The 26,986-nt window shown below is 51.0% G+C and carries 16 protein-coding genes; 3 read left to right on the top strand and 13 right to left on the bottom strand.

Features of this window, described 5'->3' with window-relative positions; translation table 11 throughout:
• The first annotated feature begins 269 nt into the window (after window positions 1–269).
• Together ACYVB1_RS04680 and ACYVB1_RS04675 are read left to right on the top strand one after the other, a co-directional pair.
• Window positions 270–8,723: a T9SS type B sorting domain-containing protein gene (locus ACYVB1_RS04680; protein WP_460921089.1), complete on the top strand. Its 8,454-nt coding sequence runs from the start codon at window positions 270–272 to the stop codon at window positions 8,721–8,723.
• A 25-nt stretch (window positions 8,724–8,748) separates the two neighbouring features.
• Entirely contained in the window at window positions 8,749–9,696 is a 948-nt protein-coding gene (locus ACYVB1_RS04675) for a PorP/SprF family type IX secretion system membrane protein (protein ID WP_460921087.1), read from the top strand.
• A gap of 606 nt (window positions 9,697–10,302) precedes the next feature.
• On the opposite strand, the gene ACYVB1_RS04670 is transcribed toward ACYVB1_RS04675, so the two are convergent.
• Complete coding sequence (locus ACYVB1_RS04670) at window positions 10,303–10,974, bottom strand: hypothetical protein (RefSeq protein WP_460921085.1); 672 nt, start codon at window positions 10,972–10,974, stop codon at window positions 10,303–10,305.
• 355 nt (window positions 10,975–11,329) lie between these two features.
• Here ACYVB1_RS04670 and ACYVB1_RS04665 point away from each other — a divergent pair, with 355 nt between their 5' ends.
• A complete protein-coding gene (locus ACYVB1_RS04665) occupies window positions 11,330–12,259 on the top strand; it encodes a glutaminase (protein ID WP_460921083.1) in 930 nt (309 codons plus the stop codon).
• A 14-nt stretch (window positions 12,260–12,273) separates the two neighbouring features.
• Here the strand turns inward: ACYVB1_RS04665 and ACYVB1_RS04660 are convergent, their stop codons facing one another.
• The 12 genes from ACYVB1_RS04660 to ACYVB1_RS04605 form a co-directional block, all read right to left on the bottom strand.
• Window positions 12,274–14,022: an ABC transporter ATP-binding protein gene (locus tag ACYVB1_RS04660; protein ID WP_460921081.1), complete on the bottom strand. Its 1,749-nt coding sequence runs from the start codon at window positions 14,020–14,022 to the stop codon at window positions 12,274–12,276.
• A 296-nt stretch (window positions 14,023–14,318) separates the two neighbouring features.
• Entirely contained in the window at window positions 14,319–15,179 is an 861-nt protein-coding gene (locus tag ACYVB1_RS04655; RefSeq protein WP_460921079.1) for a universal stress protein, read from the bottom strand.
• Window positions 15,180–15,769: 590 nt separating this feature from the next.
• Complete coding sequence (locus tag ACYVB1_RS04650) at window positions 15,770–16,000, bottom strand: hypothetical protein (RefSeq protein WP_460921077.1); 231 nt, start codon at window positions 15,998–16,000, stop codon at window positions 15,770–15,772.
• Window positions 16,001–16,039: 39 nt separating this feature from the next.
• Complete coding sequence (locus tag ACYVB1_RS04645) at window positions 16,040–16,561, bottom strand: hypothetical protein (protein WP_460921075.1); 522 nt, start codon at window positions 16,559–16,561, stop codon at window positions 16,040–16,042.
• Window positions 16,562–17,072: 511 nt separating this feature from the next.
• Window positions 17,073–17,333 carry a hypothetical protein gene (locus tag ACYVB1_RS04640; RefSeq protein ID WP_460921073.1) on the bottom strand — a complete coding sequence of 87 codons (261 nt, stop codon included), beginning with the start codon at window positions 17,331–17,333 and terminating at the stop codon, window positions 17,073–17,075.
• Between the two features lie 130 nt (window positions 17,334–17,463).
• Window positions 17,464–18,027, bottom strand: coding sequence for a hypothetical protein (locus ACYVB1_RS04635; protein ID WP_460921071.1), 564 nt, complete (start codon window positions 18,025–18,027; stop codon window positions 17,464–17,466).
• Window positions 18,028–18,300: 273 nt separating this feature from the next.
• Complete coding sequence (locus ACYVB1_RS04630; RefSeq protein ID WP_460921069.1) at window positions 18,301–20,625, bottom strand: DUF7133 domain-containing protein; 2,325 nt, start codon at window positions 20,623–20,625, stop codon at window positions 18,301–18,303.
• Window positions 20,626–20,729: 104 nt separating this feature from the next.
• Entirely contained in the window at window positions 20,730–22,055 is a 1,326-nt protein-coding gene (locus ACYVB1_RS04625; RefSeq protein ID WP_460921067.1) for an MFS transporter, read from the bottom strand.
• Between the two features lie 145 nt (window positions 22,056–22,200).
• Window positions 22,201–23,382, bottom strand: coding sequence for a Gfo/Idh/MocA family protein (locus ACYVB1_RS04620; protein WP_460921065.1), 1,182 nt, complete (start codon window positions 23,380–23,382; stop codon window positions 22,201–22,203).
• A 48-nt stretch (window positions 23,383–23,430) separates the two neighbouring features.
• Window positions 23,431–24,891 carry a glucuronate isomerase gene (uxaC, locus tag ACYVB1_RS04615; protein WP_460921063.1) on the bottom strand — a complete coding sequence of 487 codons (1,461 nt, stop codon included), beginning with the start codon at window positions 24,889–24,891 and terminating at the stop codon, window positions 23,431–23,433.
• A 12-nt stretch (window positions 24,892–24,903) separates the two neighbouring features.
• Complete coding sequence (uxuA, locus tag ACYVB1_RS04610) at window positions 24,904–26,076, bottom strand: mannonate dehydratase (protein ID WP_460921061.1); 1,173 nt, start codon at window positions 26,074–26,076, stop codon at window positions 24,904–24,906.
• A 33-nt stretch (window positions 26,077–26,109) separates the two neighbouring features.
• Complete coding sequence (locus ACYVB1_RS04605; protein WP_460921059.1) at window positions 26,110–26,931, bottom strand: SDR family oxidoreductase; 822 nt, start codon at window positions 26,929–26,931, stop codon at window positions 26,110–26,112.
• Window positions 26,932–26,986 lie beyond the last annotated feature (55 nt).

Raw genomic sequence — 26,986 nt, 5'->3', positions numbered from 1 at the left:
TTCTTTCAGTCATTTTAAACCTTCTCAATTTCACAGGAAAAATCATATCAAATCCCATCATGTAATAATATCTACACTACTAATATTAAATTATTTATTTTTTTTCTTTTAGAACAAGATTTAATATATACTATAGCTATATTTAAATATCGAATTACCAATCTTTTAGACGGTTACACATTCTAATCAGGTATGCAACCAAAAACTGGGAGGTTACTTTCGAAAAACAATACAATAAAATCCTAACAGTCTAAATGTCACTTTATCCTATGACAGCAACTCTACGCCCCCCCTTGCGTCTGATTTGTTCCATTGCCTTGCTGTGGTTTCTCCAGCTGGTAAGCATACAGAACCTGTATGCGCAACGGAATAACACTACACCCACATTTAATGTGGATTTGACCGCCGACCCGAACGGAGTCTGGACATCTGAGAATGTGGTTAGAAACGGACAATTGTGTGGTGCACCCAACAACGAGAACTGTGTTCAGTTCAATATTACACTGAACAGTAATTCAGGAGGACTGCAGTTTCTTATTTTAAGTGGTCCTGAACCTTCGGGTTCTATGGGATACCAGATAGACTGTGGTCCTCAGATTCCGGTAGGGCAGCCTATATGCGTTAATGGTACCGGCCCACACGTACTGACGCTCTGTATGCCTGGTAATGCCAGCGGCAAGTTTGAAATCAGGTCTATTCCTGCCTTTACTCCGGTAGATGATATTTCAGTAACCACCGGTTGCTCTGCTGAACTTCAGGCACCCACTGCCTTTCGGGAAGAGACAATCACCTGGAGAGATGTGTCAGGGCAGGGATATGAAAAATTCCTGAGCTTCCCCAACGGTAAAGCCAAACCGGTTGTTACTCCTGATGCCACTGCTCCTGCCTACGTAGATTATGAAGTATGCGGCAGCTCACAAACTTCTTCATGCGCGACGCTACCTTACTGCGACATTGTTCGGGTGTTCTTCTACCCTCCCCCGGTAGTTATCATCGGTCCGGACCCGGCGATTATATGCCCCGGCGGCAGCAGTGTCGCGCTGTTAGGCAATGTAACAGGTGGTGATGGCAACTTTGAATACATCTGGACAAATGGCAGTGGCAATGTGGTCGGCAACAACCTGAACTACAACGCAACTGCTGTCGGAACTTACAAACTGGAAGTAAGAACCAGTAACTATCCGAATTGCCAGGAGTTCTCTGCTTCTGTGAATGTGGTAACAAACCTGACCGCGAATGCAGGGCCGGACCAGTTGGTCTGCTATCAGAACCCGGTGCAGCTGGCAGGTACCGTTACGGCGGCAACCGGCGGAATCTGGAGTGGCGGTAGCGGAACATTTTCTGACAGAACTGCTCTGAATGCCACTTATACTCCTTCCGCTGCTGACGTAAGCGCAGGCTCCGTAAGACTTACGCTGACCTCAACCGGAAACGGTTCCTGTTCAGCCGTGAGCGACGAAGTACTGATTAATTTCTACCCAATGGCTGTTAGCCTCTCGGGACCCAATGTAGTCTGTGGCGGCTCCACAGCCAGTATCACCGCCACCGTAACAGGCGGACAAGGCACCCTGCAGTACCGCTGGAGCACGGGAGAAACAACGGCATCTATTCACAATAAGCCAGCCGGAACTTACTCCGTTACTGTAACCGACGGACAAAGCTGTGCCATCACAAAAGACATCACCATAACTGAGGCGGCAGGCCCGTCCTCAATGGTGGCTGCGGTCAAGTCTTCCACCTGTGGCAACAGCAACGGCGAAATTAACATCACCGGCGTAACAGGTGGCACCGCACCATACACGTACAGCAGAAACGGCACTGATTTCCAGAGCGCCACTACCTTCACGGGTCTGGCAGCAGGAACGTATACCATTACCGTGAAAGATGCCAACGGCTGTACATTTGCCAGTTCTTTTACCTTAACCAACATAGCTGGACCTACGGCTGTGGCCGCTACCATGCAACCTGCCAGCTGCCTGAACAACGACGGCTCTATTGTAGCAGGTGCTGTAACAGGCGGAAAAGCTCCTTATACCTACTCTATCAACGGCACCAATTTCCAGGAGGAGACGACCTTTTCAGGGCTTGCCGCAGGAACCTATACCTTGACAGCGAAAGACGCTAACCAGTGTACGATCACGACCTCTGTCACCATTACCCCCAACGTACCGACCAACTTTACCACCACCGCCACTTCCGCCACCTGCGGCAGCAACAACGGGGAGGTAACCGTTACCGGCGTAACAGGAGGCACCGCTTCTTATACATACAGCAAGGACGGCACCAACTTCCAGAGCTCAGCTACACTCCGGAACCTGTTGCCTGGCACGCACACCATCACTGTTAAAGATGCAAAGGGTTGTACATTTAGCAAGCAGGTGCAGGTAAACAATATAGCAGGACCAACGAACCTGACGGCGTCCGTAACAGCCACCACCTGTGGTTCCAGTAACGGCCAGATTACGGTAACAGGTGTTAGCGGCGGCACCGGCACGTATTCTTATAGCAAAAACGGTGTTGATTTTCAGGCTTCCGCTACCTTCACAGGCCTGGCAGCTGGCACTCATACCATCACTGTAAAAGATGGAAACGGATGTACCTATGCCGAGGCAGTAGCAGTAGGCAACGTAGCAGGGCCAGAGTTCACAGCTACAGCAACATCTTCCACCTGCGGTAGCAGCAACGGCAGTATCTCGGTCGGCACTGTTACAGGTGGCGTAGGCCCCTATACCTACAGCAAGGATGGTGTTGTATACCAGGACAGCAAAACGTTCAGCGGCCTGGCAGCAGGCACCTACATTATTACAGCAAAGGATGCCAATGGCTGCCTGGGCACTACAACAGTAGAAGTAGGAGACATAGCAGGGCCAACAGATGTAGAACTGCAGGTTTTCGCTCCTACCTGCGACCAGCGCAACGGCTATTTCCGGGTTACCGGTGTAACAGGCGGCACCGGTGAATATATGTACGCCAGGACCGGCACTCCTTACCAGTCTTTCAACACCTTTGGCGGTTTAGCCCCGGGAGAATATACTGTATTTGTAAAAGACAAGAACGGCTGTATCTATAGTGAAACCCTAAATATACCTGACCCTAACGCTCCTACTGATTTCGCCGCAACTGTGAAGGCCGCTACCTGCGGTGGCAGCAACGGCGAAATAACAGTTACTGAAACAACAGGTGGCGCTGCTCCTTTCAGGTTCAGCAAAGACGGTGGCGCTACGTACCAGGACAGTAAAATATTCAGCGGCCTGGCAGCAGGCACCTACACCATCACCCTGAAGGACCGCCTCGAGTGTACAGTGGTGCGGGAGTTTGTAGTAAACAACATTGCGGGCCCTACAGCAGTAACAGCCAGTTCCCAACCTGCCACTTGCGCCAACAACGACGGCACCATTACGGCAGGCGCTGTAACTGGCGGAACAGCTCCCTACACCTACTCCATCAACGGCACCAGCTTCCAGTCTGAAACTGTTTTTGCAGGAGTAGCCTCCGGCACCTACACGCTGACAGCCAAAGACGCCAAAGGCTGTACTGTCAGCACACAGGTGACGGTAACGAAAGTGACGCCAACCAACTTTACCGCCAGCGTTACTGCCTCTACCTGCGGCGACAGCAACGGACAATTCACAATTACGGGTGTCACAGGAGGCACCGCTCCTTATACCTACAGCAAGGACGGCACCAACTTCCAGACTTCTTCTACCTTCCCGGCCCTGGCAGCAGGTTCGTACCGGGTAACGGTAAAAGACGCTAACCTGTGCACTTACACTAAAACAGTACAGGTAGGCAACGTGGCAGGACCAACCTTCACAGCAACGGCGGAGTCCAGCACCTGTGGCGGCAACAACGGCAGCATCAGCATCAGTAATGTGTCCGGTGGCGTTGCCCCATACACTTACAGCAAGGATGGCACTAACTTCCAGGAACCTACTACTTTCAGTAACCTGGTAGCAGGCACCTATACTATCGTTATCAAGGACCACAACGGCTGCCGTAGCTCTGCTTCAGTAGAGGTACAGGACATTGCCGGACCAAGTGCTTTTGAACTTACTTTTGCTGCGGCAACCTGCGGCAACTCCAACGGCAGGATAGAAGTAGGGGCAATAAGCGGCGGAACAGCCCCTTACACCTACTCCCTCAACAACGCTGCTTTCCATGGTAACAGTACTTTTACAGGCTTGGCAGTTGGCGAATACACCATCACGGTAAAGGATGCCAAAGACTGTACAGTAGCCAGAAAGGTAACGATAGAGAACAGACCTGGCCCGGCTGACCTCACTGTCACCAACACTTCCTCCACCTGCGGCAGCGCCAACGGAAAACTGGAAGTAACGGGTGTCACCAGCGGAACAGCGCCTTACAGCTACAGTATTGATGGTACGAACTTCCAGGAGACTACAACTTTTGCAAACCTGGCAGCCAGAGACTATACCATTACAGTAAAAGACGCTAACGGCTGTACCTATGCAGAGGGCTTCACGATAAGCAACATTGCCGGCCCAACGGCAGCAACAGCTACTTCTCAGCCTGCCACCTGCGCCAACAACGACGGCACCATTACGGCAGGCGCTGTAACTGGCGGAACAGCACCTTACACTTACTCCATCAACGGCACCAACTTCCAGTCTGAAACTGTTTTTGCAGGAGTAGCCTCCGGCACCTACACGCTGACAGCCAAAGACGCCAAAGGCTGTACTGTCAGCACACAGGTGACGGTAACGAAAGTGACGCCAACTAACTTCGCCAGTACAACGGTTTCCGCTACCTGCGGCAGCAACGATGGGCAGATAACCATTACGGGAGTAACAGGAGGCACAGCCCCGTACACCTACAGCAAGGACGGTGTTAACTTCCAGGAGGCTGCCACGTTCACAGCGCTGTCTGCCGGTTCTCATTCCATCACGGTAAAAGATGCCAGAGGCTGTACGTTCAGCAAGCAGGTGCAGGTAAACAATATTTCCGGCCCATCTGACTTAGTGGCTGCTGCGACAGCATCTACCTGTGGCAACAGCAACGGACAGATAACAGTAACGGGTGTCACAGGTGGTACGGCTTCTTATACTTATGCCCTCAACGGCGGGGCCTACCAGTCTTCCGCTACCTTCACAGCACTTGCTGCCGGTACCTATACCGTTTCCGTGAAAGACAGGAATGGCTGCGTGCACACAGAGGAAGTAGTGTTTACCGATCAGGCTGCCCCAACCTTTGTTGCCACAGCACAGTCCTCTACCTGCGGTAACAGCAACGGACGCATCACCATCAGCGACATAGAAGGCGGAAAAGCTCCGTTCCAGTTCAGCAAGGACGGTGTTAACTTCCAGGATGCAACTACTTTCAGCGGCCTGGCTGCGGGTGCTTACACTATTACAGTGAAAGATGCCAACAGCTGCGAGCGCACTGTTTCTGTAGAACTGGAAAACATACCAGGCCCGACAGACTTTACCGTGGCGTCCTCCTCTTCTTCCTGCGGCCGCAGCAATGGCGCCATTACAGCGAGTAACGTAACAGGCGGAACAGCTCCATACGCCTACTCCATCGACGGCAGCAACTTCCAGGATGATGCGGTTTTTGAAGCAGTTCGCGCGGGCAGCTACACCGTAACGGTGAAAGACAGGAACGGCTGTACCATCAGCAGGGAGATAACTGTAACGGATGTGGCTGGTCCAACTGACCTCGCTGCCAGCCTGACCTCAAGCACGTGCGGCGGCAGCAACGGAGCACTTACCATAACGGGTGTAACCGGTGGAACAGCAACTTATTCCTACAGCATCGACGGCGGAAGCTTCCAGGCTAGTGCTACCTTCAGCAACCTGGCAGCTGGCCAGCATACCGTCACGGTAAAAGATGCCAACGGCTGTACGTTCGTGAAGAACTTCACTATAGCCAACATAGCCGGCCCTACAGCAGTAACAGCCAGTTCCCGACCTGCCACTTGTGCCGACAACGACGGCACCATTACGGCAGGCACCGTAACAGGCGGAACGGCTCCTTACACTTACTCCATCAATGGCACCAGCTTACAGTCTGAAACTGTTTTTGCAGGAGTGGCCTCCGGCACCTACACGCTGACGGCTAAAGACGCTAACGGCTGTACAACCAGCACAGAGGTAACGGTAGGCAAAAACGTTCCAACCAGCTTCACCAGCACCAGCACTGCCTCTACCTGCGGCGACAGCAACGGGCAGTTTACCATTACGGGTGTTGCAGGTGGCACTGCCCCTTATACCTACAGCATCGATGGCGAAAACTTCCGGCCTACCGCTACTTTCACAGCACTGGCTGCGGGAGTGTATGCGGTAAGCGTGAAGGATGCCAATGGCTGTGTGTATACAGACCGGGTGCAGTTAAGCGATGCAGCAGGCCCTGCCTTTACAGCGACCGCGCAGGCTGCTACCTGTGGCAACAGCAACGGTCGGGTAACAGCAAGTGGCGTAACCGGAGGAGTAGCCCCTTATACCTATAGCATTGATGGCGAAAACTTCCAGGCTACCGGCACCTTCAGCAACCTGGCAGCCGGAACATATCATATCACTACAAAAGACGCTAACGGCTGCAGCACCACAAAAACAGTAGAGGTAGAAGACGTGGCAGGACCAAGCGACGCAGAACTCCTGGCCTCCTCCTCTACCTGCGGCAACAGCACCGGGCAAATCAGCATTAGTGCCGTAACAGGTGGCACAGCACCATACAGCTACTCCATCAACGGCACCAATTTCCAGAACGCTGCAACTTTTACAGCGCTGGCAGCAGGCGAATACACCATCACGGTGAAAGATGCAAATGGCTGTATTTTCGAAAAGCAAACGGTAGTAGAGAACCAGGACGGCCCGACAAATTTCACGGCCAGTACCACTCCGGCCTACTGCGGACCGAACGGAGAGCTAACAGTAGGTGAAGTAGCAGGCGGTGTGGCACCTTATACTTACAGCAAAGACGGCAACAGCTTCCAGGCTGCAACTACCTTTGCCGGGCTGGCAGCAGGCGAGTATACCATCACGGTAAAAGACGCCAACGGCTGTACGTTCAACAAGGGCTTCACTATTACGGGCGTTGCAGGACCTTCAGCACTGGCAGCAACCTCAGAGGCTGCTACCTGTGCCGGCAACGACGGCAGCATTACAGTAGGTGAGGTAACGGGCGGTACTGCTCCTTACACTTACTCGCTGGATGGCACGAACTACCAGCCTGGAACTACTTTCACAGGGCTGGCTGCACAGGAGTACCAGGTGTACGTGAAAGACGCCAACAACTGTACCACCACCACAACCGTTGCTGTTCGCTCTTACGGCTTGCAGGAGGCGGCACTTGCCGCCACACCGTCTGGCTGCACCACAAGCAACGGCACGATTACGGTGACATCGGTAACAGGTGGAACAGAACCGTTCGCTTACAGCATTAACGGCGGCGCCTTCCAGGCAGCGGCACTATTCGAGAACCTGGCGGTTGGCAGCTACACGGTTACAGTGAAAGATGCCGCAGGCTGCACGCTTACCCGCACACAGGAAGTTACAAGCACTTCAGGAGCCAGTTCCTTTACAGCTACTACCACAGGCACAAGCTGTGGCAATGCAGACGGAAGCATTTCTATCAGCAACATCAGCGGTGGCAGAAGCCCTTACACTTTCAGCATCGACGGCACTACCTACCAGGAGCAGGCCATGTTTACGAACCTTGCCGCCGGTAGCTACCAGGTGTTTGTGAAAGATGCAGAAGGCTGTGTTTATATGCAGGAAACAACCATCAACAGCGGTGCGCCACTGGCAGACCTGCAGGTAAAAGTTATGCCGGCAGGTTGCGAACAGGGCAACGGGCAGGTACTTGTGGAAAACGTGACCGGCGGAACCGCGCCTTACACCTATTCCCTGGATGGCGTGAACTTCTCCACCTCCTCCACCTTCACAGATGTAGTCCCAGGCTTGTATGAGCTTATGGTAAAAGATGCAGGCAACTGCAGCATCACAACTTCAGTGGAGGTGGAAATGGTAAGCAGCACACTGGCGCATGTAAAAGACGAAACGTGCTTTGCAGCAGCTGACGGTGAGATTGCTATTACGGCAACAGGCACATCAGAGGAGACAGCGTACAGCATCAACAACGGGACCAGCTGGCAAAAAGAAGCCGTATTCACAAACCTGCCGAAAGGCGTTTACCAGGTCATCACCAGGTTCTCTGCCACCTGCTCTATCAGCCTCGGAACGGTAGAGGTGAAAGGACCTGAGGAAATCAGAGCTACGGTAACTGTGCTCACAAAAACCTATGGCCAGGAGAATGTAGGCAGTGCTTCTGTCACCTCAGTATCAGGCGGCGTGGCACCTTATACCTATAAACTGGATAACGGCAACTTTACCACCAGCACAGCACTCAACAACCTCAGCGGCGGCACCCACACGCTGCTGGTGAAAGACGCGAGCGGCTGTACCACCGAAGTCACCTTTACCATTGAGGCCATTGACGACATTGAAGTTCCGAACGGGTTTACGCCAAACGGAGACGGAATAAACGACAGATGGGAAATCAAGAACCTGTCCAGGCTCTACCCTCGCTGCAGAGTAACCGTGTACAACCGCTGGGGCAGCCTGGTGTTTGAATCATTCGGCTACAACACGGAGTGGGACGGTACCTACAACGGCAAAAACCTTCCGGACGGTACTTATTACTGCATTGTGGAGTTGGGCGATGGCCGTGCTCCTCTGAAGAAGTCTTTGACCATCATGCGCTAAGCTCATTTACTTTTATTGAATCGTTATGAAAAAATTTAATATACTTTTCCTCTTTCTGCTGCTTGCCTCGAGTGCTGTGGCGCAGCAGAAAGCCTTGTACAGCCAGTACATGACCAATTATTTCCTGGTCAACCCAGCCGTGGCAGGCTACGACAGAAACATGAACTTTAAGGCGGGATACCGCAACCAATGGGTAGGGTTTGAGGGGGCACCCTCTACCTTCTACCTGAGCGGTGAAGCGGAGCTGTTTAAAGACAGGCGCAGGGGCAGAATAAAACCCAAGCCCTACCACGGCGCCGGCGGTTATATATACAAGGATGTGACCGGCCCTACCAGCAGAACAGGTGTCATGCTGTCCTATGCTTACCACGTACCGCTGACCAGAACCATGTTTTTGTCTTCGGGCCTGTTTGCGGGGGTGCAGCAGTACAGCTTCTACGCAAACAAAATTCAGCTGGCCAACGGCTCCAACGAGCGCGACCCCGTAACAAGCGGGGGCAATGGAACGGCTTTCATGCCTGACCTGAGCGTAGGCACCTATTTACATGCCGATGATTTCTTTGTTGGGGTGTCGCTGTTCCAGGTGCTGGGAAACAAGATTTTTGAGTTTGAAAACTCACAGACGCCCAGCCGCCTGACCCGGCACCTGTTTGTTTCCGGTGGGTACAACTTTGAAATAAACAGGAACATCTCGCTCGAGCCCTCTGTATTGCTGAAGTACGCCCACCCGGCTCCCCTGCAGGCCGATATCAATGTAAAGGGTATCTACGATTTCAGAAACAGGCGCAAGGGCCAGAACGACAAAGTATGGGCCGGCATTTCGTACCGTACCGAGGATGCCCTGGTAGGCATCCTGGGGGTGCAGTTCATGGACCAGTATGAGCTGAGCTACTCTTACGACATCACCGTGTCCCGCATGCGGCACTACAGCGCCGGCTCACATGAAATTACCTTAGGCTTCCGCCTGCAATAGCCTGACAGGCTCAGGCCAAAACAAACTTCAATAAAGAGACCTCCGGTGCTTTTAGCGCCGGAGGTTTACTTTTTTCTGACTTACCAGGAAGCATGCCCCCACTTCGCAGCCTTGCGTAACCCTTCGCGTTCTTAGCGGATAAAAGAATGCTACTCCTCCGCCTGCTGCAGCGGCTCGCCGGGCAGGTACACGGCTAGCAAGGTTCCCACTTTTGAGTTTAGCCCCATAACCGGCGACACAACGGTTACTGTGGGTGGCTGAGGAAAGAAGCCGGCAAAGGGGTACAGGCAGGCTGTTGCCGTGCGCCTGAGGACGTGCCTGCGCAGCAGCAGGCATCAGACTCGCTACGCTGAAGGTTTGTGCCAGTGGGAGAGCTTTAGAAACTGGTGCAGGTGCATCGCCAGTTTCAAATAAGGCTATATTTGTATAAGTGCTTTTTTTAGATCCGGGTAACCTGTAACAGCAGTCCTGGTATTTTTCCTTCGATGTAAAAAATACACCTGCCAGGAACCTCGCTGCACGCCTGTACCAACAGTACCTAATAACAGAACAGCCGTTGCTGAAGAGCAACGGCTGTTCTGTTTGATTTCCCAGAGATCATATTTCCTAAAACTCATCTCTACGCCGGTCTGTATCAAGCCAGCCGTCTCCTACTCTGCTGCCACGGCCACGGCCGTACTCGCCACGTCTCGTTCCGAAGTCGCCAGAATAGTTTGTGCCGCCGTAGCCTCTTTCACCATAGCGGTCGGTTCTGTCGTAGTCTCCTTCGCCGAAATAATCATTTCGTCCGGTTCCTCTACTTCTGTAGTCATTTTCTCTGTCGTAATCGTTGTAGCGGTCTGATGGACCGTATCTCTGTCGCCTGTTGAGGTACTCTTCGCTTTTGTCACGGTCTGGCCTGTAACTGTCCCGTTCAACCCGGAAATCATCCAGGTTGTTCCTGTAGCTGTAGTTGTCCCAGTCGCGGTTGTAGTTATCTGAGTAAGTTCTGTTTCTGTCCCAGTCATTTCGCTGGTTATCGGAGTAGTCGCGGTAGCCGCGCCCCATTTCTCTCTCGCGCCGCTCGTAAAAGTCTCCCATATCCCCTTCGTGATAGGAGTGCTCCATGCGGTACCGGTCATCTCTCTGGCCGCCCCTGTGGCGCCGGTATTCCTGCTCGAACTGGTCGGTCAGGTTTCTTGCGCTGTGATAGTGTTCGTCGTTTCTGTAGTCATCATAATTTCCATAGTCGCGTCCGTAGTCGTCGCGATCGTAACGGTCTCTGTTTCGTCTGTCCATAGTTTTTCTTTAGGTTTAATTAATAAATGCTTCTCTATATAAACGGGAGCCAGGTTTTCCCGGTTTAATTTCTTCCCTCCCGCTGATGATATGGACCGAAACAGGGAGGCCACCGGTTACTGCCTAATTGTGCAGCAACGGCCAATGCTTCACAAGCTTTTTTCCCTGTTCTGCCTCCTGATAGGTTTGCGTTATCCTTCTTAGAACCTGCACCCCCTCTTGGTCATATCCCCAAAAGCCTTACGACTGGCTAATGGTTTTCTTGACTATTAGGCAAAGGAAAACACTCCTTCGTGTAAAGGAGTAGAAACAGCAGGAGCTGTAAGGCACATACATCTTGCGATTAAGTTAAATAATGACAGTAAGCACAATAGATTATCAAAAAATACTAACCCAGATTCAGCGTGAGCTCTCTGATGTAAAAGTTTCCGGGAAAGTAGCCTCTTACATTCCTGAACTGGCCAAGGTGTCACCTGGTAAATTCGGGATGCACCTTTACAACCTGGAGGGGGAAAGTTTTTGCTTTGGCGACAGCGACGAGTGCTTTTCCATTCAGAGTATTTCCAAAGTTTTCTCTCTGGCCCTTGCCATGAAAATAATAGACGATGACCTCTGGAAGCGGGTGGGTGTAGAGCCATCCGGAGCCAAGTTCAATTCACTTTCCCTGCTGGAAGACAACGGTGGCATACCCCGTAACCCTTTTATCAATGCCGGGGCGCTTGTGGTAGCGGATGTTTTGGTTTCCTCTTTCAGTAATCCGAAAGCGGCCTTTCTTACTTTTCTGCACGAGCTAACCGGAATCGACACCATTGCTTATAACGAGGTTGTTGCTGAGTCAGAAAGGTCGGAAGGTTATCGGAACATTGCCATGGTCAATTATTTAAAGTCCTTCGGGAACATCCGGAATGACGTGGAAGAGGTGCTGGATTTTTACTTTCACCAGTGCTCCATCGACATGTCCTGTAAAGAACTGTCCAGGGCTTTCATTGTTTTTGCCAACCAGGGCAATCTACTGAACTCAGAGCGCCAGTTTCTCACCGGAAAGCAGGTAAAGCGCATCAACGCCCTCATGCAGACCTGCGGGTTTTACGATGAAGCAGGCGAATTTACTTTCGAAGTGGGCTTACCAGGCAAAAGTGGTGTGGGCGGAGGGATTGTGGCCGTACACCCTAACCATTATGCCGTAGCCGTGTGGAGTCCGCCGCTCAACCCTAAAGGAAACTCCGAACTGGGAATGGCAGCCCTGGAAAGACTAACAACGCTCACAGGGTATTCTATTTTCTAATGCTTCTTTACCCGCTAAATCCTCGCCTGGTAGGTATATAGCTCATAGTACCGCCCTTTCTTTTCCAGGAGCTCCTCATGCTTTCCTTGCTCGGCTATGTTCCCTTGTTCAATTACCAGAATCTGGTCGGCCTGCCGGATGGTGCTGAGGCGATGAGCGATGACGAAAGTGGTGCGGCCCTGCATCAGGGTTTTCAGGCTGGCCTGTATAAGGGCCTCGCTTTCCGTATCCAGGTTGGAGGTGGCCTCATCCAGTATCAGGATGCGCGGGTCGGCCAGCACGGCCCTGGCAATAGCAATGCGTTGCCTCTGTCCGCCGGATAGCTTCACGCCACGCTCGCCAATCAGGGTATTCAAGCCATCCTCAAAACGGTCGGTAAATTCCTGCACGTGTGCCGCCTGCACAGCTTGCATCAGCTGTGCCTCCGTGGCATCAGGGCGGGGAAAAAGGATGTTTTCCCGTATCGTGCCCTCAAATAAAAAGTCGTCCTGCAACACAACCCCCAGCTTGCTTCTATAGCTCCGGAGACTTATTTTCTGCAGGTCATAGCCGTCCACGGTAATGGTGCCACTAATAGGGTTCAGGAAAGAAGCAGCCAGTCCGGCAATGGTGGTTTTACCAGATCCGGAGGTGCCGACCAAAGCCGTGACAGAGCCTGCAGGTGCTTTAAAGCGGATAGATTTTACCACTTCTTTTCCCGGTTCATAAGCAAAAGACACCTTGTCGAAAACGATATCCCCCTTTATATGCTCCAGCGCCAGGGTTCTGTGTCCGCCATCCTCCTCCATGGGCATGTTCAGAATCTCTTCTGTACGGTCAAGTCCTGCAAATGCTTCCGTTAACTGGCTCCCGATGTTGCTCATCTGGAGGATAGGCGCAATCATGAAACCCAGGTACAGCGTAAAGGCCAGAAAGTCCCCGAAAGTCAGTTCACCGTTCATAATCAGGGAACCACCAATGCCCATGATGCCTGCAGAAGCCAAGCCTAACAGCAGGGTTGCCGAACTGGTCACCAGGCTGGTGGTGATCAAACTCTCTTTCACGTTCAGGAAAAGTCGGTTTACGCCATCCTCAAATGTTTTAATTTCCTGCGCCTCCGCATTAAATCCTTTTATCACCCGCACGCCGCCCAGCGTCTCTGTCAGCCTGCCAGTTACTTCGGCATTAATCACACCGCGTTCCCTGAATATGGGCCTTATTTTACCAAAGGCTTTAAGGGAGATAACTCCGAAAATAGCAACGGGTACCAACACATAAAGGGTCATCAGCGGGCTGATAACGATAAGCAGTACCAGGCAGATAAGCGACGTGATTATACCTCCTATCATCTGGGCGAAACCGGTTCCTACCAGGTTTCTTACTCCTTCCACATCCGTCATAATCCGGGACACCAGTTCGCCGGTTTTGGTATTGTCGAAGAAGCGGATAGGCAGCCGGATAATGTGCCGCTGCACCTTCGCCCTTAACTGCGAAATGAGGTGCTGCGCCTCCACACTCAGTATTTGTGTCAGGGCAAAAGAAGTAACGGACTGAATGACAATAGCAGCGACCACAGCCAGTATCAGCCACTTGAGCATGCTCCTGTCCCCGTTCGGTATCACATCGTCTATCAGGTATTTGCTGGCTCCAGGCAAAACAAGACCTGCCAGCCGGCTGATGATAATAAGCACCAGCCCAATCGCAAGGTACTTCTTTCTGGGCCAGACAATGGTCTTGAAAACATGACCAAGGGTTACGTTCTGAAGCTTTTTTGATTTTGGCATTTATGGAATCAGGCAGTGATGGTAACGTTAATCCGAATGTAGATTCGTCTCCGGAAGGCGTAAACTGAACCGAAGCAAGTTAAGTGTTTTTGTTAGCACGGCAATAAGAGCGGCTCAGGCTATCAATAATTAGAAACGGCTCACAAGCATATAAAACCTGCATTTCAGAAAACACGGGTCGTACAGGCAAAGCAACCTGTTTAAATAATTAGCCCTGACCAGCACAGCTAGCCAGGGCTAATTATTTAAACTCATGGATTCTTTAGGTTATCAACCTGCAGCAAAAGCACCAGGCCTTAGGCCATACCGGTTTCTGTCCTGCTTTGCCTGCGCAGGTCCAGCAGGTTACCGTTCTCCGGCAACGCCAGCATCGGCAGTTTCTGAGTTTGAAGCAGGCGGGAAGTAACGCTGCTGTGCAGTAAATTGTCCAGGAAGTTTCTGTTCAGGATGGTAAAGGCCAGCAGGCTGGGCTGGTTTTCCCGCACATAGTTGGCAATGCCTTCGGCTACATTATCGTTCCGGATCTCTTCAAAAGTAAGCTGCGCCTCCGGAAACTGTTTCACCAGACTCTCTTTGATGTACTCATCATCTACATAGTCTGGTTGGCTGTCACTTTTAATATGCAGGAAGGTCAGCGAAGCATTCATTAACTCCTTCAGCTGCAGCAGCTGCATGGCCGTTACCTGGTCTCCATTCTCGAAATCAGCGGCATACACAATCTTTTCTATGTTACCAATGGCGGCACCTTCCGGTATAGCCAGCACCGGACACAAGCCTCGCTTGGCAACAGCCTCTGTGGTGGTGCCAAACATTTTATCTGTAAAGTTTTTTGCGCCCCCGGTTCCCATAACCACGAGTGTCACATCAAACTCTTCTATTGCTTTACTAATCTCCCCTACGGCACCTCCCTCTCTTACGATGGGGTGAAGCGTCACCTGGTTGCTGTTCATGCTGCTCAGAATGGCTTCTAATTTCTGCTGCGCCACTGCTTTGCTCTCCACCAGCTTGCCGCCGCCAACACCGGGCAATACCGACTTCTTTTCAAAGCTGTGCAGCACGACAACTTCGGCATCTGATTGCGCTGCCAAGTCAATGGCATAGGCCAGGGCACGGAGTGAATTTTCAGAAAAATCAACTGGAACAAGTAGCTTTTTCATGATTATAATGGTTTAGTTTGAAAACAAAGGAATAACTTCTTTAATGTTTAGCGCATGGTTCACCCACTCTTTCAACAAGCCTGTGTTGCACATGCGCTAAATTATAAAGACAAAACTAACTGGCTTACTGCCTGTTGCCTATAACGAATATCATCCCACTTACTGATCTCCGTCATACATTACAGCCTGCCGGCGCTTGCTCAAAACGCCAGGCATATATTGGAATATACCTCTTGTATTTGCCCCCTTCCCGGCACTTCCTGTTCCGGATAAAATGCCAGTACGGGCAGCACGGTTTTCACAGCTGCCTCCAAAAGCACAAATAAGCAATAAGACTATTTTTATATTAAATATACGATTATTAGTTCAATAAAGTGTACTTTCCGGGAGAACGTTTGTACTGTAAGCCTTTCCTATGGCATCAGGCACCATTTTAGCCATAGCTTCCCTTGTAATCCGCTTATGCCGCACCGGCACATAAAAGCCGCTTTACAGGGGTAGTAAAGCGGCTTTTATTCTATCAACAAAAGAAACAGAAGTTCAGCCTAAAGCATGCAGCCAGCAGCAACTTTAAGTAAACATGCTGTTCTTTATTTCTGCGTGGTGACCCTGGCTAGTTTGCTGTTACCTAATTTCTGGAACACATCGTCGAACTGCATAACCTGTTTTCCGCTTTTATCTCTGCCGGTTCCAGTCCAGTACATTTTATCGCCTTTTACCTTTTGGGTTATTTCATACTTCACGTTATCGTCTACCGGGAATGAGGCAAAGTCAAAGTTAGGGTATACTTTGTCTCCTTGCACAGTATACGTGCCACCCATTGCGTTCTCAAACTTGTTATCCCGATGGCTTATGCGTATTCAGTGTGTGGGCGTAACAATCTGGTACCGTGTAGCGGTAGCGTTGGTGTGTGATTCCTTTGTACCATCAGCCATAGTATAGGAGGAAGAGAGCTGATCCCAGGCACCCAGCCCTTTATTACCTGCAAAGGCGTAGTTCACTTTAACTTTTTGCCAGACTTCGTCAATTGGATAGACAGTGCCATCAGAGAAGGTTATAGCGCCTTTCTGGTAGAGCTTATCCCCATCCACTCTAACTGTAAAGTCGGTCTTATCCTGTGCATAGCTTTCCCAGGAAGCAACATCGAAGCTTTCCACGTACTTGTCACCCTTCATTGTGTAGGTTCCGCCTTGCGATCTAAGAAACACTTTTTGATCTCCTGCTGCAGAATCTGTGAAAACAGCCCAGTGTGTAGGGGTAATAATTTTAAAGGATCTGGTGCCATTATGGTGCATTTCCCAGGTGCCAACCAATGGGTTCTGAGCAGAAACGCTGAAAGCGCAACAGAACAAAAGGAAGAAAAGAAGGAATTTCGTCTTCATAAGAATTGAGTTTAGAGATGAAATATGTTAAAGTTTTGGGCAGAACCTGTACAGGTAGAGAAGCAGAGATGTATTGTACCACACCCACCTGTTTACTGGCTGCAAAAATGAATGGAGCGCATAGGAGCTTTGGAGCTGCTCTATTTGCCGCGGGAAAAGCGTTACGAATTGTGTACTGCTGGTTCAGAAAAGGTAATTGTGCAGCGAAGGTGCCCCCAGGTTAGCATTGTTGTGCTGTGCTAGAAACCTGGTGCCTGATGGTCTTATCTTCCTTAAAGGAGTCTTATGTCCTGGTTGCTGGCGAAGCTTTAAAAAGTAGTTGTACCTGGTACACCAGCCTAAGAAGGCATAGTCTTTAATTAATTTTAATACTTATGCGTTAAGTATTATTTTACAACACCCCGATAAAGTAGTGTTAAGGCTATTATACTGGTGAAGAAGCATTTATAATTGGCCAAAGAGTATAGCTTTTGAACAAAGCATTTTATGGCCCGTCATGTGCCTGCACACTTTAGTCGATGTTGATGCTTTCCGGCTTCTGCAGAGCCGCTGGCTGAGGCACAGATGGCTGGAGCTGTGCAATTGGCTCTACCTCCACACTGATTACTGGCACCGGGTCCGGCAAAGAAGGCTTGCAGGTTTCAGAAGGAAGAATAACTTCCTGTCCACCCTCTTTATGGGGCTTTTCTTCGAAGAGCAACAGCAAGGAAAGCGCACCACATAGAACTGCCATAAGCAGTACTGTGCCGATTAAGATAATAACTATCGCCATAACTGAGACGTGTGATTACAGAGCATTAATAATTCTTTAAATATATATAAATAAATATATTTAAAGAATTAATTTTTCCCAGAATTATACACTGTCTCTATTGCCGGAAAACAAGCCCTATAGAAATTGGCTATGTCTCCCGTACCCTGGATGCCAGCAGCCTGAAAATCATGTAAAGCACAGCAAAAATGACCATGGCTATCAGCGTCCAGAACTTCTTCCTGTTCTTTTCGCGCCAGAAATCCCGCTCTGCCTCGGTTCTATGAAGCCGCTGCTTTGTTTCCGTGTGCAAGGTGTTTTCCTCGTTCAGTTCGGCAAGCAAGGCATCCAGCTTTGTGGTGTCTTCCCGGTAAATGGTGTCTATGGTATGAATGGTTTCGCACTCCGGGCAGCTTAACCTGAGCGGGCGCTGCGGCGTATGCGGCCTGCTCTCCGGCATCGGCCATGGCGCTAGCCTGCCGGGCACGATGAACATCTCGGGTTCTCTGGCAGGCGGGGGAAGTAGGGGTGCGGACTGGTTTGAAGGGAAATGTTTGGCTGCGTAGGCTTCTCCATACTTTTCGGTGTACTCCTTGTTTTCATCCACGTACTCTGCCAGCTTTTCCGGGTTTTGGTCAAAATATTTCTCAGCCCCGCGTTGTGTGGCGCAGGAGCATAGCAGTACTAGCAGAAATATCAGTCTTGCAAATGGCATGATGCTTATTTTTACTAAAGCAAAGCAGGGACACCGCAGTAACTACGCTTGCTGCGTGGTTTTGGTCATGCTTCTAACAGGCTAACGGATACCGTGTATCCGGTTACCTGTTTTAATTTGTCCCCTGAGCTGCAGTGGTGCACCTTTAGAGCCTGACGGCAGCTGTTATTTCACTTAAAAGAAGCTTTGCCAGCACCTGAATCATGCATTTTTAGTTCTAAGAATCAACCGCAAACATGCTCAAAAGGATTTCAGGACATAAAATACGAATTCTTATTGTATTTCATTCAATTCCTGTACGGTGAAAGCTCTTTGCCGGTCACTTAAACGCTGCCTTACTTTTGCCACGTCTTCAGTACTTACTTTGTCTGCATCGTTTTGCCACGATTTACGGATAAAACTCAGTAACTGCGCCACCTCTTCGTTGGGCAGGCTCTTGTCGTACCCAATGCCCGGCATGTCGCCATTAATTTCTGGGGCTTTATACAGGTGGCCGTTTACCTGCACCGGGCCTGTCAGGCCGTACAGCACAATCGATATGAGCTTATCTTTGCTGCCCGTTACCCACTCAGATTTGTTTAAAGGAGGCGCCAGGGCTGTTACGCCATTGCCGTCTGCTCCGTGGCAGGTCTGGCAGGACCTGGCATACATTGCCGCCCCGTTCGGAAAGGCCTTCGCCAGCGCTTCCGGGTTACGGCTTTCCCGGGCATTTCTGATGTTGGTAACCACCTGGTGCAACTGTTTATGGATGGCCTTGGCAGTATCAGGAACCAGGGCCAGCACCTCTTTCTGGAAAGCCTCCTCGCGGTCCTGCAGGTTGCTGATCACGGCATCTGCCACATATTTGTTTGCTGGATATTTTTTAACAACCTGCTGCAACAGGTTGTTTGCGGCCACCTTATCAAGTGGCTGTATATAGCTGGCCAGAAAAGCCACATAAGGTGCCGCCAGAGTATCGTTGCTGGCTACCATTTGCTCCAGCACCGGCACATACTGCTTGTAATTTGTTTTGTTCAGCACAGACGGCAACACGCTTAAAGCCTGCATCCGGACAGGCCAGGCTGGCTGCTTCAGCGAGGCGAGTACTTCATCTGTTTTCAGGGCACCCAGTCCTTCCAGCGTCCAGAGGGCGTGCATCACCAGCAAAGGCTTCCCTGATTCTTTTGTAGCCTGTCGTAATGCCGGAATGGCCTGGGCCAGGTTACGGTCTATGATTTTCTGCTGCGCATTGTCCCGCACCCAGCCGTTGGCATGGCCCAGCAGTTTCACCAGTTGGTCCGGGGCATCTGGCAGGGTAACCATTTCTGCCTTTGTATTTTTTGGAACTACTTTATAGATGCGGCCATAGCCTAAAGGCTGGGTTAAATCCCGAAGCCCGATTTCTTTTTTCAGGTAGGTAGTAAGGTAGGTTTTATGCTGAATAATACCGCGGTACATGTCTACAATGTACAAGGCACCATCCGGGGCATTGTACAGGTTCACCGGCCGGAAGCGCTCATCGACGCTCGCGATGAATTCTTTCCCCTGGTACGCCTGCTTTCCGCCGGACACATAGCCATTATCGTTCAGGATGTTGCGCTTAATAAGATTTCCGGCAGGTTCTGCCACAAAAACGTTTGATGCAAATGCTTCCCCAAACAAATCGCCCCGGTATACCACAGGCCCACAGGCAGCAGTAAAGCTCACCAGGCGCAGGCTATCATCCAACACGCCTTCCATGTAGCCCCTGTTTACACCAGGAGTCGGCCGGATGGGATACACCTTGTTATCAGGTACAATTCTTTCGTTAAACCCGGCTACGCTACGCTGGTTGCTGTTAGAGGCACCGAAGCCAGGCGCAAAGTAGTCACCCAACAGGTTCATTGGATTGGTATTATAGTAAAGCCGGCCGTAATTGTCCTGCGTAATCCCCCACTGGCCCCGGAAGTGTGTTTTCTCTATCAGCCACTCTTCCCCCACCTTCCGGTAGCGCTTGGTTGACTTGGCATTGTATATCCAGTTGTCCATTGCCCGGAACAAGCCATTGGGCTGGTGCTCCACGTTGCCGCCTTCTGCGTAAGCGCCATCCACCAGTGTTTTTTTGCCAGGCTGGCCGTTGTTGATCTCGTAATACCACAGGCTCGGCGGTTCAGCCACCAGTATGCCCTTATCCACCAGGCAAATGGCTCTTGGCAGCACCAGCCCATCCAGGAAAACCTTGCGCTCATCTGCCACGCCGTCTTTGTTCGTGTCTTCCAGAATAACGATTTTACCATTCGGAACATCTTCCCCGGTTCCTGCTGTATCCGGCATATAGCCTTCCATTTCCACTACCCACATGCGCCCCTTATCATCAAACGTCATGGCAACGGGGGTACTCACCAGGGGCTCTGCGGCTACAAGCTTTACTTCAAAGCCGTCGGCCACCTGCATCAGGCCGAGAGAGGCCTCTGGAGACATAACAGGAGAAGAGTCCAGCGTAAACCGGGCTGCCTGTGGCTTGCTTCCTGTTTCTGAGTCAGTTTTAGCTTGTTCTGTGTTACTGGATTTACTGCCCTGGCAGTAGACCAGGAAACAGGTCATGGCCAGCAGAAGAAACGAAGACAGGTATTTTTTCATTTTTGTATAGTTTAATCAGATTAGCAGGTAAAGCAACTTGGGTACTTTTTCCCTTTGGCTCAGTATCGATTCAATCAACGGGGCTAGTTACCATCTGCTTTTACCTACAACTCCACCGGCTTCATACGTTTGGTGAGCAGGTGTATAATCAGCCAGGCCAGCAAATAAGCAAAACCGCAGATGATAAACAGGATGTTATACCCGGCTCCAATATTGCCGAGCATATCATAGTAATTCAGCAGCCATCCTACAAATAAAGGAAAGAAGGTAGAAGCGATGGAACCGGACATGCCGCCAATGCCTACAACTGAGCTTACCGCCCTTTTAGGCACAATATCTGAAACAATGGTAAAAATGTTGGTGCTCCAGGCCTGGTGTGCAGCCGCTGCCAAACTGATGATGCCCACTGCCACCCAGATGTCTGTCGCGTACCGTGCCACCATAATAGGCAGCACCACAAAGGCAACTATCAGCAAAGTAGTTTTTCTTGCCTTCAGTACCGGCCAGCCCCGACGGATGAGGTAAGACGACAAATAGCCGCCGCCAATGCTGCCAAAGGTAGTGGCTGTGTAAACAACAGCCAGGGGTAAGCTGGGCTTGGTAAGGTCCAGGTTAAAGGTGGTGGCAAAGTAAGACGGCAGCCAGAACAGGAAGAACCACCAGATCGGATCCGTTAATACTTTACCAACGATAAACACCCAGGTTTGCCTGATTTGAAGCAGGCGGCTCCACTTTAATGAACCTGCAGTTTCCACAACAGCAGGCTCGTTGTCGATGTGAATAAAGTCATACTCTTCAGGCGAAAGCCTCTTTTGGCGCGAAGGTATCTCATATAAAAGCCACCAGAACACCAGCCACACAAAACCCAAAGCTCCGGTAATAATGAATGCTTCCTGCCAGCCATAAGCACCCAGAATCCAGGGCACCAGAAGAGGAGCAGCTACCGCCCCAATGCTGGTACCGGAGTTAAAGATACCGGTAGCCAGGGCCCGCTCTCTTTTTGGAAACCATTCTGCCACCGCTTTCACAGCTGCTGGGAAGTTACCGGCCTCCGCCAAACCCAAAAGCCCCCGCACAAGGCCAAAACCCAACGTAGTCCGGACGGCGGCATGCAGCATGGCGGCAATGCTCCAGACGGTAACAGAAACAGCATATCCCATCTTTGTGCCTATCCTGTCGATGATACTGCCGAAAATAATATAGCCTACCGCATAGGAGGCAGAGAAAAACATGATAATGTACCCATAGTCCAGTTCGGTCCAGTTGAACTGAGTTTCCAGGGTAGGCTTCAGCAAGCCAATCACCTGTCTGTCAATATAATTGATGGTGGTGGCGAAGAAAAGCAAGGCGCAAATGACCCAGCGGTAATTGCCGACTTTCGCTTTCTCTGTGTAACCGGTACCGGTTTCGCTTAATTTAGTTTTTCCCATGGTATTCAACTGGTTTCTGTTATGATGGTACTGTATCTGCGCCTGAAGCTTTTCTTCCTGACTGCCCTTGCCGTAACTGGTGTAAGTATGTTGTTCCCCCTAAAGGGAGGACATCTCACTGTCTTATATCTCGTGCGTAACGGTTTTAAAGAACGGTGACAGGCACCTCTGCCCCCTTTCGCTCTGAAGAGACGTATCCGGAATAAATAGTTGAAATCACGTCGGCAGCCAGGCTACTGTTGCTTTCTACCGGCTCACCAAAGGCAGCAGACCTGTAAAAAGCGTCCATCTCGTGCTGGTAGCCGGCAAACCAGGCCTCGTCCGGCGACATAGACGACCAACCCTGCTTCGTTTCTGTTTTCTCCACCACATACACATCTTTAAAGTAGTGCTCTGCCGGTGTATAAGCCTGCATGGCATTGTTTGGATGAATGTTGCAAATCGTGCGATGGTTGTTGGTGTTTACTTCAATCCAGTTATGCACCCCACCCAACACCAGCTCGCTGGCGAAAACATCAGCAATGGTGCCGTCTTCAAACACCACATGCAACATGGCAAAATCCTCGATGTCTTTATAAGTTGTCCGCAGGTGACCCTCATCTTTAAAGCCCGGCATGCGCGTAATGGCATGCGTCCGGGCCGATATGGACTTTGGCCGGATGGGTTTGCCATCGCGTGCCCTGCCTTCCACATGTTTCAGGTAAATTGCCGCTGACAGAGGGTGGCAACCTTTCCCAATCATAGAACCGCCTCCAGAAAGTTTCCATTGCCCATAGGCCAGGGAATGCGAACCAGAATGCGACTCTTCCCCATGCATCCAGATAATCTGGGCCCCTGTTTTCTCCAGCACTTCCCGCTCTTTTTGTATGGCGGGGGCATACACCCAGTTCTCCGCATACATGATCAGCCCTTCACTTTCTTTCTCCGCCTCCAGCATCCTGCTGATGCTCTTCAGCGTTTCTTTCAGCCCCTCTTCTCTTGGAAAAGTATCTCCGCTGAAATCTTCGCTACCATCGCCGAAATAACCGGTAAATGGCTTCTCCACAATAACGTGCTTGTTCAGTTTCAGAGCAGCTACCACAATAGGTTCATGGGTTACTGGCGGGGTACACACATGAATGACATCTGAACTTTCGAGCAGCTCTTCCAGACTCCCGAAAGCCTTCAGGTTTCTATCCTTTGTAAAGGCCTGTAAATTTTCCGGTGAGGGTGAGAATGCCCCAGCAATTTCCACTTTGGCACTGAAAACGCGTCGCAGTGCCTCGTAATGAAACTTGGCGGCAAAACCGGACCCAACTATTCCAGCCCGTACAACTTTTTTTTCCATAGTGTATAATAGTTTGTGTCTGCTTTTAAGTACAAGCTTCCTGCTTCGTTAAAAAGGGAAATAGTTTTTGGCGTTGTAATAGCAGATATCCTGCACCATCTTTCCAATCCACGGAATATCCGCCGGTAACAGGCCCTGCTCTACATCATCCCCGAACATGTTGCACAGCAGCCTTCTGAAATACTCGTGCCTCGGGAAAGACAGGAACGAACGGGAGTCTGTCAGCATACCAATAAAGCAGCTGATGAGGCCCATGTTAGACAGCGTGTTCATCTGTTCTTTCATGCCCTCCAGCTGATCAAGAAACCACCAGCCTGAGCCGAACTGTATTTTGCCTTTTATACCTGCTCCCTGGAAATTGCCTGTCATGGCGGCAAAGGCTGCATTGTCTGCCGGGTTAAGGTTGTAGATAACCGTTTTGGTGAGTTTGTCTTCTTTTTCCAGAGCATTCAAGAAAGCTGACATATTCGTTGCCTGCGGGAAGTCTCCGATAGAGTCATATCCTGTGTCTGGGCCGTTTACCTGCAGCATGCGGGTGTTGTTGTTGCGCAGTGCTCCCAGGTGGAACTGCTGCACCCATCCTTTCTCATGGTACATCCTGCAAAGTGCCATCAATACCAGCCCGGCAAACTCCTGCTCGTGCGCAGCGGCTTCCTGGTCGTTTCCTACTATAACGGCAGCAAACACCTCATCCAGTTTCCCGCTTTTGGCGCTGAGAGCAGGCAGAAAGGACAAGCCATGGTCTGAAACGCGGCAACCGTTGTCATGGAAATAGTTTACCCGCTGCTGCAATGCTTCCAGTAAGGTGTCTATGCTGTTAATCGCTACTCCGCTGGCTTCAGTGAGTTTTTGGAGGTAGCCTCTGAAAGCCTCCCCCCCTGTCAGGTTCAGGGCCTTGTCTGGCCGGAAAGAAGGCAGCACCTTAACTTTGAACCCAGAGGCAGCTATCTGCTGGTGGTATTGCAGGTTATCGGTGGGGTCATCCGTGGTGCCAACCATTTCGACTTGGAAGTGCTCCAGTAATCCTCTTGGTGTAAACTCCGGCTTCTGTAGCAATTCGTTACACTGCGCATATACCTCTGATGCATTCTCCTCTGTCAGCAGCTCTGTCACACCAAAAGGGTTTTTCAGTTCCATGTGCGTCCAGTGGTACAGCGGGTTGCGCATGGTATAGGGCACGGCCGACGCCCATGTCATGAATTTCTCTTCATCCGAAGCATCGCCTGTGATATATTTCTCATCTACCCCCAACGTCCGCAGTGCCCGCCACTTATAATGATCGCCTGCCAGCCAGATATCGGTCATGTTGGCAAAGGGCTTATTTTCCGCTATGGCCTGCGGCGACAGGTGGCAATGGTAATCAATGATAGGCATGTCCTTGGCATACTCATGGTATAGCTGCCTGGCTGTTTCTGTTTGCAACAGGAAATTTTCGTTCAGGAAATTGCTTTTCTGCTGCGCGTGTGCGCGCTTTTTAGCAGCGGGTACTGTAACCGTATCTTCATTCATGAGAGTATTCTTTTAATTGTTTGACATCGTTCTTTCTATACCCATTTCCAGCCCCCGCAGCTCTGCCAGCCCCCGCAGCCTGCCAATGGCAGAATACCCCGGGTTGGTGACTTTGTGCAGGTCGTCGAGCATTTGGTGGCCGTGGTCCGGCCGGAACGGGATAGGCTGCTCGCGCCCCTTATTTATAGTTATTAATTCTTTCATTACCGCATACATATCCACGTCGCCCTCCAGATGGTTGGCTTCGTAAAAATTTCCCTCTTCATCCCGCTGCGTGCTTCGCAGGTGCACAAAATTGATACGGTCGGCAAACTGCCGCACTATCCCCGGCAGGTCATTGTCTGCCCGCACCCCAAAGGAGCCCGTACAAAAGCACAGTCCGTTACTAAGGGATGGCACAGCCTGCACCAGCGCCTCCACATCGGCAGCCGTGCTCACCACCCTCGGCAGCCCCAGAATGCTATATGGGGGATCATCCGGATGTATAACCATTTTCACGCCGGCCTCCTCGGCAACCGGCACCACCTCCTGCAGGAAGTATATCAGGTGTTGCCGCAGCTTGTTTGCATCAATGCCGGCATAGGTATCCAGCGCCTGCTGAAACTGCTCCAGTGTAAAGCTCTCTTCGCTGCCCGGAAGCCCTGCGATGATGTTCCGTTGCAACTGCAGCTTCTCTTCTCCGCTCATAGTTTCAAACCGCCGTCTTGCCCGTTCCAGGTCCTGCTCTGCGTAATCCTGCTCCGCGTTCTTCCGCTGAAGCATAAACACATCGAAGGCAATAAAGGCTGCCATCTCAAAGCGCAAAGCCTTGGAGCCATTGGCCACTGTAAAGCTCAGGTCTGTCCGTGTCCAGTCCAGCACCGGCATAAAGTTGTAGGTCACGATATGTATGCCACAGGATGCCAGGTTGCGGATAGACTGCTTATAATTTTCTATATATGTCCTGAAGCCTTCGGTTTGGGTCTTGATAGCCTCATGCACCGGCACGCTTTCCACCACGCTCCATACCAAACCGGCACGTTCCACTTCCTCTTTTCGCTTTTGGATTTCTTCCACAGGCCACACCTCCCCGTTAGGGATGTGATGCAGCGCTGTAACGATATCGGTAGCGCCCGCCTGGCAGATATCCTGTAAAGAGACCGGGTCTTTCGGTCCGTACCATCTCCAGCTTTGTAACAGTGGCATATTGTCTTCTGCTTGTCTTTTTTATCGATTAAATTAAACCCCGCTAAAGGCATTAAAGCCACCGTCCACCAGCAGCGTTTCCCCGCTCACGAACCTGGAGGCATCACTCAGCAGGTAGATAAGTGTGCCTGTCAGTTCTTCCGGGTTGCCCAGCCGGCGGAAAGGCGTGTTGCTGATAAATTTCTGGGCCCTGTCGGTGTAGCCTCCGTCTGGGTTTAACAGCAAGGTCCTGTTCTGCTCTGTCAGGAACACTCCCGGGGCAATGGCATTCACTCTTACACCATCGCCGTAGCGCAGCGCCAGTTCCACTGCCATCCATTGGGTATAAGCCTCTACCGCCTTTTTAGCCATGGTATAGCCGAGCACCCTGGTCAGAGGCCGTTGTGCCGTCAGCGAGGAGATATTCACGATGGCTCCTTTTCCTTTTTCGGCGATTACCCTGCCGAAAATTTGTGTCGGGATGATGGTACCGAAAAGGTTTAAGTCAACTGCCTTTTTTGTGTCTGCTATTTTAGTATCGAATAGGTTCTGGTCTGGCATCACAGTGGCCCCCGGAATGTTACCTCCTGCAGCATTCACCAGCCCGTCAATCGTTCCCCATGCCTCCAGGATTTCCTCTTTTGCTGCGTTCATCTGCTCTTCATCCAGCACGTCGCCCAGCACCGCCATGGCCTCTCCGCCTGCGGCTTTTATGGCTGTTACCCGTTCGTCGGCACGCTCCCGGTTGCGCCCCAGGATGGCCACTTTAGCACCAGCCTGTCCTAAAGCAAGCGACATGGCCTCGCCCAGAATGCCGGTGGCTCCGGTCATCACAATTACTTTACCTGCTAATGAAAACTGTTCTATTCCGCTCATGTATTGCTTGTGTTTATCTTTTTATGCCTCTTTTAATAAGAGGCAGCCTATCTGT

It is taken from the genome of Pontibacter brevis (assembly GCF_054779655.1).
This window is presented reverse-complemented; position numbering and strand designations above follow the sequence as displayed.